At 32.4% G+C, this 9,085-nt stretch carries 6 protein-coding genes; 3 read left to right on the top strand and 3 right to left on the bottom strand.

The window, feature by feature from the left end; translation table 11 throughout:
• The 3 genes from JJE11_RS09020 to JJE11_RS09010 all read left to right on the top strand — a co-directional run.
• A partial coding sequence (locus JJE11_RS09020; RefSeq protein ID WP_291634746.1) for an extracellular solute-binding protein occupies positions 1 to 1,166 on the top strand: 1,166 nt, incomplete at its 5' end.
• Between the two features lie 84 nt (positions 1,167 to 1,250).
• Positions 1,251 to 3,353 (top strand): ADP-ribosylglycohydrolase family protein, encoded by a 2,103-nt coding sequence (locus JJE11_RS09015; RefSeq protein ID WP_291634744.1) that lies wholly within the window; start codon positions 1,251 to 1,253, stop codon positions 3,351 to 3,353.
• A 273-nt stretch (positions 3,354 to 3,626) separates the two neighbouring features.
• Positions 3,627 to 4,418, top strand: coding sequence for an HD-GYP domain-containing protein (locus tag JJE11_RS09010; protein ID WP_291634742.1), 792 nt, complete (start codon positions 3,627 to 3,629; stop codon positions 4,416 to 4,418).
• Positions 4,419 to 4,538: 120 nt separating this feature from the next.
• On the opposite strand, the gene JJE11_RS09005 is transcribed toward JJE11_RS09010, so the two are convergent.
• The 3 genes from JJE11_RS09005 to JJE11_RS08995 all read right to left on the bottom strand — a co-directional run bounded on the left by JJE11_RS09005 (position 4,539) and on the right by JJE11_RS08995 (position 9,021).
• Entirely contained in the window at positions 4,539 to 5,054 is a 516-nt protein-coding gene (locus tag JJE11_RS09005; protein WP_291634740.1) for a hypothetical protein, read from the bottom strand.
• Positions 5,055 to 5,233: 179 nt separating this feature from the next.
• Positions 5,234 to 7,249 (bottom strand): ABC transporter ATP-binding protein, encoded by a 2,016-nt coding sequence (locus tag JJE11_RS09000; RefSeq protein WP_291634739.1) that lies wholly within the window; start codon positions 7,247 to 7,249, stop codon positions 5,234 to 5,236.
• Positions 7,246 to 9,021, bottom strand: a complete 1,776-nt coding sequence (locus tag JJE11_RS08995; protein ID WP_291634737.1) for an ABC transporter ATP-binding protein — start codon at positions 9,019 to 9,021, stop codon at positions 7,246 to 7,248. Before JJE11_RS08995 ends, JJE11_RS09000 begins: the two co-directional genes overlap by 4 nt.
• Positions 9,022 to 9,085 lie beyond the last annotated feature (64 nt).

Here is a 9,085-nt window from a genome sequence, read left to right as displayed (position 1 = left end):
TATATTTCCAAGGTGGAGATCAACAGATATCCCAGCAAGGATTGCTTACGGACTTAACACCATATATAGAAAAATCTAAATATATAAAATCTAATTTAGAACCACAAAATATAAAGAGATTAGAAAACTATCCTTACTTATTATGGATTAAACCTCTTGCATCGAAGGTTCCAGTAATAAGAAGTGATTGGTTTGATAAATTAAGTACATCTAAGAAGCTTATGGAAGACCCAACTATTGATAATTACTACGCATTTTTAAAAGAATTAAAAGCATCTAATTTAGGTGGGAAAGGATCGCCAGCATATTCATTAACAGCTGCTGGTAATTCTATAGAAATTGATGAAATATTTGACCAAGCTTTTGGAAATAAATCAACATGGATAAAAGATAAAGACGGTAAATATATTTACAATAAGGTATCTAATAATGAAAAAGAAAAGTTAACTTTTTATAGTAAACTATATAAAGAAGGGATACTAGACCCAGAGTATCTAACAAAGCAATGGGACACAAAAGAAAAGGCTTTTTATGAAAACCAAGCGGCAGTAATAGTTGGAACAGCAGGAAAGGTTATAGATATTTATGAAGGTAAAATCAAAAAAGCCAATGGAGAAGCGGTTGAACTTACAGTTTTGCCAGCAGCAAAGGGAAAAGCACAAGGTTATTTACCGATAGATGTTTCTAAAGAGAGTAGAGGAGTAGCTATTTCAGCTACATCTAAGAATAAAGATGTTTCATTCGAAATCTTAGACTTCTTAGCAAGTGAAAAAGGTCAAATGATAGATCGTTTAGGGGTTGAAGGTGAACATTATGTAATTAAAGATAATAAGATACAGTTAACTGAAAAATCACAAGAATGGTATGCAAAATTTTGGGAGCCTTCAAAAGTTACACTAGGAAAAGAATTAGAAAAGCCACTATTAGGAAAGGCAGGAACTAAATCTTTAGAAGATGTTAATAAGTTCTATACTGAAGACATTAATTTTGTGATGCCAGAAGAACTTGCAGTTAAATGGGATTCTGTAAATAATCTGTATAAAGAATATTCTGCAGACATAATCACTGGGAAACGTCCTATAAGTGATTTTGATAAATTTGTAGTTGAATGGTATAAAAACGGTGGGGACGATATAACTAAAAAAGCTAATGAAGTATTAAAATAATAAGTGAATTTTATGGTAAGGGCGGTAATATAAATATAAAGAGATGAAAAGTATATTATAGCATTTATTATAAGGGGGTAACGTTTGATTCCCAATGATTATCTAGAAAAGGTATACGCTGGATTTTTAGGCATGAACATGGGTATAAGGCTTGGCGCGCCTGTAGAACCAATGTTTTGGACTTATGAAAAAATCAAGGAAGTATATGGTAATATTACTGGATATGTTAAGGATTATAAAAATTTTGCTGCAGATGATGATGTAAATGGACCGGTATTCTTTTTAAGAGCCTTGTATGATGATGCAAAGGATAGAGAGCTTGAAGCAGAAGATGTAGGGAGAGCCTGGCTTAATTATTGTAGAGAAGGCATAGGAATGTTTTGGTGGGGCGGTTATGGAGTAAGCACTGAACATACAGTGTATCTTAATTTAAAAAACGGATTTAAAGTACCTGTATCTGGATCAGAGCGAGTTAATGGCAAGATACTGTCAGAGCAAATTGGAGGACAAATATTTATTGATACCTGGGGACTTGTGTGGCCGAGTAATATAGAAAAGGCTGCAGAGTATGCACAGAAGGCAGCCAGCGTATCTCATGATGGTAATGGCATATATGGTGCAAGATTTATTGCAGCATGTATCTCTAAAGCTTTTTCTACAGAAAATGTTATGGAAATAATTGAAGCTGGGTTATCTACTATACCTGTTGATTCTGATTATTCTAGAGTTACAAGAGATGTATTAGAATTTCATAATAAGTATCCAATAGATTTTTCGCTTTGTCAAAAGTATCTTGAAAAAAACTGGGGATATGATAAATATTTAGGTTCATGTCACATTATTCCTAATGCTGGAGTATGTGTGCTTTCAATGTTATATGGGGAAGGTGATTTGGCTAGAACCATAGAGATAGCTACCATGTGTGCTTGGGATACAGACTGTAATGCAGGCAATGTTGGAACTATTATTGGAGTGGCTAAGGGAATGAAAGGTCTAGCTGATAATTATAGAAAGCCTATAAATGATTTTATAGCTACTTCTAGTATATCTGGATACTTAAATATAATTGATGTGCCTACTTATTCAAAGGAATTAGCATTACTAGGATATAGGTTAGCAAAAGAAGAGGTTCCGAAGAAATTGAAAGACTCACTTAAACTAGGAGAGATATATTTTGATTTTGAGGTTTCTGGATCAACTCATGGGTTTAGGCTATCAGATAACAATAAATTTATATTAAAACATAGTCATGAAATCGGGTATGAAAGTGAAGGGTCTCTAGAAGTGATGTTTGACTGCATTACTTATGGACAGAGTTCTAAGGTATATTATAAGTCTTTTTATAGAAGATCTGATTTTGATGACGAAAGATATAAACCTACATTTGCTCCCAATATATATCCGAGGCAAACAGTTAGTATGAACGTATATCTGAATCAGTGGCAAGGTCGTGACATAGCAATTACGCCATATGTAAGAAACACCTTTACTAAAAAGGATATAAAACTTCCAGTTGAAGTATTAAAGAATAAACAGTGGCAAAAAGTTGAATTTATTGTACCAGATACAGAGGGGTCGATGATAGATGAAGTAGGAATAATAGTAGAATCTTTTTCACCTGGAACTGACAGCGCTTTAGGAAGTATATTTATAGATGAATTTAAAGTACAAGGAAAATCAAAGTATACCATCGACTTTAAAAAGCAGTCTTTTGAGTTCTTGTGTGTAACTCCTTTTGCTCATAATCATGGGGCTTGGGGTATAGAGGATGGGCGCATGAGCTGTATGAGTATAAGTCAGTGTGAAGCGTACACTGGAAACTATTATACTAAAGATATAAGTGTCAAAGCCATAGTTAATCCTGTAAACGGATTATCTCATAATATTGCATTTAGAGTTCAAGGAGCTGCGAGAGGATATCATGTTGGGTTTAATGGGGAAAACAAGGTAGCCCTTATGATAAATGACTTTGGTTTTATTCCACTAGTAACCGTAGACTATAACTGGGAATTTAATATTGATTATAATTTTCAAGTTTTAGTTAAAGTGGATAAAATATATTTTTATATAAACGGGGAAGAAATAATTTGTCATAGTGATGATAAATTCAAGTATGGAATGTTTGGATTTAGCAGGCTAGACGCAGGAAGAGCTTTCTTTAAAGATATAGAGGTAGAGGAGTTATAGAGTGAAATTCATTCTTAAATTATATTTAATTAGAATCTTGTAAAATTGAATTGAAAATTAAAAGAAGGTAATGTTACCAGCATTTCAAGGTAACATTGCCTTCTTTTAAAGTGTCTTTTATCTTACTTTCTTAGTTTTCATTATATTCCATATGATTTTTGTTTATATTTATTATCTTTTCTAATATTAATTTCACTTTTGTATTGTTACATTCATATATTATGATATAACAATGAAAAATACTTTTATATATTGTAAAACTTGGAGGTAACTATGAATAATAAATTCTTTAAAAGAATCAACATTTTCATTATCTCAGTAAATGTAATAATTTTTTTAGTATTTAGCTACTATCTTCTTTCTGTTTGGAAAAACAATGTTTTATTGCCATTAGTAGTTCAAATTTTTTTTGTTCTAAACATATTTTTATCAATAGGTATTTACTTTAAAATGAACAAAACCTATCATGATATTGAATTGAAGCTTGAAAATGCATATTTATCCGGTTTTGAAGCAATGGGAGCATTAGTAGATGCTAAGGATTTTTATACAGGAGAACATTCAAAAAATGTTTCTAAATATGTGTCTATTATCTGCAGTAACTTAGATTGTAGTAAAAATAAAGAAGATATCAAAAATAAAGTTAAAATTGCAGCTACTTTTCATGACCTTGGAAAAATTGGGGTTCCTGATATTATTCTAAAAAACCCCGGCAAATTATCTGATTCAGATTATGAAATAATGAAGTTACATCCAGTAATAGGTGCAAATGTTATAGATAAAATAAAAGGGTTTTCAGAAATCAGCACTATTATTCGTCATCATCATGGGCGATGGGATGGAGCTGGCTATCCTGACGGGTTAATAGGAAATGAAATACCATTTGGCTCTCAAATAATTTCTTTAGCTGATACCTTCGATGCTATTACTTCAGATAGAGTGTATAGAAAAGGACTAAGTAAAGATACAGCATTAAAAATATTAATTGAAGAAAAAGGGAAGCAATTTAATCCTCAATTAGTAGATGTTTTTATAGATATCATTAAAAATACCGCACTTCCATAATAATTATAGGAGTGTGGTATTTTAACGAAATATCCAGCAAGATTATAAGCAGTTAGGAACTAGTAACAATAAGAAAAGCTACCACTCTATAAAATGTACCCTATAGAGTGGTAGCTTTTCTTATTTATCAAATAATTTTTGGAAAATTCCTTTTTTCCTATGCAGTACTTCTTCGGCTAAAGCTTTAGCCCTTTGTTTTTCAAGAGATTGATTAAGAGTATCAATCAATTGCATATCGTGTTCTTTAATGGTTTCGGGTAAGGACAACACGATTTTATTTTTCTCTTGTTCTTGCTTAAACAGCACCTGCGTATTTTCTAATAATTTATTAATATTGTATATTTGCCCGTCTTTTACATTTAATTGTTGTTTAATAAATTCAATATTATCTTTAAGTATTTCAATCATATCTTCTTTTATTAGAGTTGCCACAGTGGCTGCCACTTCTGATTCTGCATCTGTACTTTGATTATATTTTAGGCTTTGTTTAATTGCTTCTAGACCTTTATCATCTACACATGTTTTACCATTATGTGTTATTAAAAAAGGCTTTATTTCAGGTAATTTCATCTTAGCATAAGCAGTTACTTTACTTATGCTTAATTGCTTAGAAATTTTAAATGCATCATAAATCATTTTACTCTCCTCCTAATCATCTATAGGAAGTATTCTCCATTTATTCCCAAATTCCTTTTTTTAACAGTTAAATTTAATAAAATTTAATTAAAATCTTGTAAAATTAAATTGAAAATAAAAATAATGCTATGTTACCTTGAAATGATGGTAACATAGCATTATTAAAAAAAGTCTTTTATTTATATTACTTCATTATCTAAGTTTGCCCCACTAAACTGACTATTATAAAGATCTGCATAGAATCCATTTTGTGCAAGAAGTTCAATATGATTACCCATTTCAATAATACTTCCTTTATTCATAACTAATATGAGCTCTGCATCTTTAATTGTAGAAAGTCTATGTGCAATTACAAAACTTGTTCTATTTTGCATAAGTGATGTCATAGCCTTTTGTATATAAACTTCTGTTCTTGAGTCAACGTTACTTGTAGCTTCATCAAGTATCATAATAGTTGGGTTTGCAAGTATTGCCCTTGCTATAGTAAGAAGTTGCTTTTGCCCCTGTGATATATTTGAAGCTTCTTCATTCAATATCGTATTATATCCATCGGGAAGAGTCTTAATAAAGTGATGAGCATGAGCTGCTCGTGCCGCCTTCATAATTTCATCCTCAGTTGCTCCTTCTCTTCCATAAGCAATGTTATCTCTTATAGTACCATTAAAGAGCCAAGTATCCTGAAGTACCATCCCAAACATACTACGTAGTTCCCCACGTTTTATGTCTCTTATATCCACTCCATCAACTGTAATTTTACCAGCATCTATCTCATAGAACCGCATAAGCAAGTTAACAAGTGTAGTTTTACCAGCACCCGTTGGACCAACAATCGCAATTGTATGACCACGTTTTACATCAATGTTCATATTCGTAATAAGAGGTTCTTCTGGGCTATAGCTAAAGTCAACATTCTCAAACTTAACTTCTCCCTTAGGAATTTCAATTACTTTACTATTCTCAGTCTCTACAAGTTCTTCATCCTCATCTAATAATTCAAAAATACGTTCAGCTGATGCTACAGTTGATTGAATTATATTCGCAATATTTGCAGTTTGAACTATTGGCTGAGTAAACTGACTAGAATATTGAATAAAGGCTTGAATTTCACCTATAGTAATTTTACCTTGTGTTGCTAAAAAACCACCAACAACGCAAACTATTACATACCCTATGTTACTGACAAATCTCATCATAGGCATTATTATCCCAGAAATGAACTGAGCTTTCCAACCAGCATTGTACAACCTGTCATTAATATTTTCAAACTCTTCAATAGAATCTTTTTCATGCCCAAAGGATTTAACAATTTTGTGGCCAGTATACATCTCTTCAACATGACCATTAAGTGCTCCAATTTCTTTTTGCTGCGCTGCAAAATATTTTTGAGACCTCTTTGCAACGAAAGCCGTTACAACAATATATAGTGGCAAAGTTAAAATAACCACAAGTGTCATTAGAGGGCTTATTGTGAGCATCATAACTATGATACCAACTATGGTAACTATCGACGTAACTAGTTGTGTAAGACTTTGTTGAAGCGTTGTTGATATATTATCAACATCATTTGTTACACGACTTAATATCTCTCCATGAGTTCTTGCATCAAAGAATTTAAGTGGTAGTCTAGATAACTTATCTTCAACTTCGCGACGCATATTGTAAACAGTTTTCTGTGCAACTTCAGCCATTATATATTGTTGAAGGAACCCGAAAATTGTACTTACTAAATACAACCCAAGTAATATAAGGATAATATTTCGAATATATGTGAAATCTATGTTGCCACCATTTATATTCATTATCTTTGAAATCCCGGCTTTAATTTGGGAAAGCCCATCAATTACTTTGGGACTATTTGCTGCGGCAGGATTAGCCTTTACTAAAGCTGCTATTTTGTCTTGCTGAGAATGAAGAGAAAGCAGTCCAAATTTATTCATTATGCCTTGAACCAGTCTATCTATCGCTTTTGCTGAAATCTTAGGTCCTACTATTGTAAAAATAGTACTTATAATCGCAAATATAAAAACTAGAATAAAATTAGTTCTTTGGGGCTTTAAATAACTTAAAAGTCTTTTCAATGTTCCTTTAAAGTCTTTTGCTTTAACTACTGGTCCCTTAAAGGATCCCATTGGGCCACCACCCATGCCTCTTCCAGACTCTCCGCCTGATTTGCTCGTTTTATTGTTTTCGCTCATGATAATTCCTCCTCTGAAAGCTGTGAAGATACAATTTCATGATATATCTTACAACTGTTTAAAAGTTCTTTGTGAGTTCCCATTCCGACAATTATGCCTTCATCTAAAACTATAATTCTATCTGCGTCCATAACTGTTGCAACTCTTTGAGCAATGATTATTACTGTAGATTTTACTGTTTCTTTTTTTAGTGCCACACGTAGTTTTGCATCAGTTTTAAAATCAAGTGCAGAAAAACTATCATCGAAAATATATATCTCAGGTTTTCTAACTAGTGCACGTGCTATAGATAGACGCTGTTTTTGTCCACCGGAAATATTTGTTCCACCTTGGGCAATAACGTGTTCATATCCTTCTTTCATTCCATCAACAAAATCTATAGCTTGTGCTACCTTGGCTGCATACTGAATTTCCTCAGTAGTAGCATCATTCTTACCATATTTAATATTGTCAGAAATGGTTCCAGAAAAGAGTACAGTGTCTTGAGGGACGAAACCTATCTTTGCACGAAGAGTTTCCTGACTCATTTCGCGTACGTCTACTCCATCAACCAAAATCGTACCACTAGTTGTATCATAAAAACGAGGTATTAAGTTTATAAGAGTTGATTTACCAGAACCGGTACCACCAATAATAGCTGTTGTTTCACCAGGTCTAGTGCTAAAGGTAATGTTCTTAATAGCTGGCTGGTCTGCGCCCGGGTAACCAAATGTTACATCCTTAAATTCAACATATCCGCTTTGTTTATCAGCCAATATAGATTTTTTTTGTTCAATGATTTCAGGTTCCATTTCTAATACTTCATTTATTCTTATTGCAGAAGCTTGTGCTCTTGGTATCATTATAAATACCATAGCAAGCATTAAGAAACCCATTAAAATTTGCATCCCATATTGTATAAATGCTATTAATGAACCAATTTCCATGTTGCTAGCATCTATTCTTTTAGCACCGAACCAAATAATAGCAACTGTTGTGACATTCATAATTAACATCATTATTGGTAGTAAAAATGCCATTATTTTGTTTACTTTTACAGCATTTTGCATAAGGTCACTGTTAGCATCATCAAATCTACCCTTTTCAGTATCTATACGATTAAATGCACGCACAACCCTAATACCAGTAAGTCCTTCACGTAATACAAGATTTAATTTATCTAGTTTAACTTGCATCAATTTAAATAATGGCATAGCAAATTTAAGAGTTATTCCAATAATAATAAAAAGAAGCGGTACAACAACTGCAAAAATCCAAGTTAATGATGCATCCTCTCTTAAAGCCATAACAATACCACCTATGGCAGTTAATGGTGCAAAAAGCATAATAGAAAAGATCATTACGGTTGCTCTTTGAACCTGAACAACGTCATTTGTAGTTCTTGTAATAAGGGTTGCGGTACCTACCTTATCAAATTCATGCAGCGAAAATCCTTCTACTTTAGCAAATAATTTATTACGAATAATCCTACCAAATCCCACAGCGGTTCGTGATGAAAAAAATGCTGCTACTACTGAGCATAAAGCACCACCTGCTGAAACTATTAACATGATTCCACCTAATCTAATAATATAATTTATTCCTTTATAATCTCCACTAAATCCTAAAAATGAAATAGTTTGAGCTACATCCTTGTGTACTATACCCTTATCAACTATATCAGCCATCAAGGTTGGTAAATATAAGTTTGCTAGCACTTGAGTAAAAATCAATACAACTATTGCTAGTATTTGTATTGTATATTGTTTTAAAAATCTAAACAATTTAATCAAAAATATCATCTCCATTCGTTGTTATTACTTTATTTTTGTTGGTCACTCAAAAGCTTCTTAAGAG

This window comes from Clostridium sp. (assembly GCF_016650095.1).
Classification (GTDB): domain Bacteria; phylum Bacillota; class Clostridia; order Clostridiales; family Clostridiaceae; genus Clostridium_AD.
This window is presented reverse-complemented; position numbering and strand designations above follow the sequence as displayed.

Coding starts and splice junctions, on each gene's coding strand:
- JJE11_RS09010 (WP_291634742.1), top strand. CDS start 3,627: ATGAATAATAAATTCTTTAAAAGAATCAACATTTTCATTATCTCAGTA.
- JJE11_RS09005 (WP_291634740.1), bottom strand. CDS start 5,054: ATGATTTATGATGCATTTAAAATTTCTAAGCAATTAAGCATAAGTAAA.
- JJE11_RS09000 (WP_291634739.1), bottom strand. CDS start 7,249: ATGAGCGAAAACAATAAAACGAGCAAATCAGGCGGAGAGTCTGGAAGA.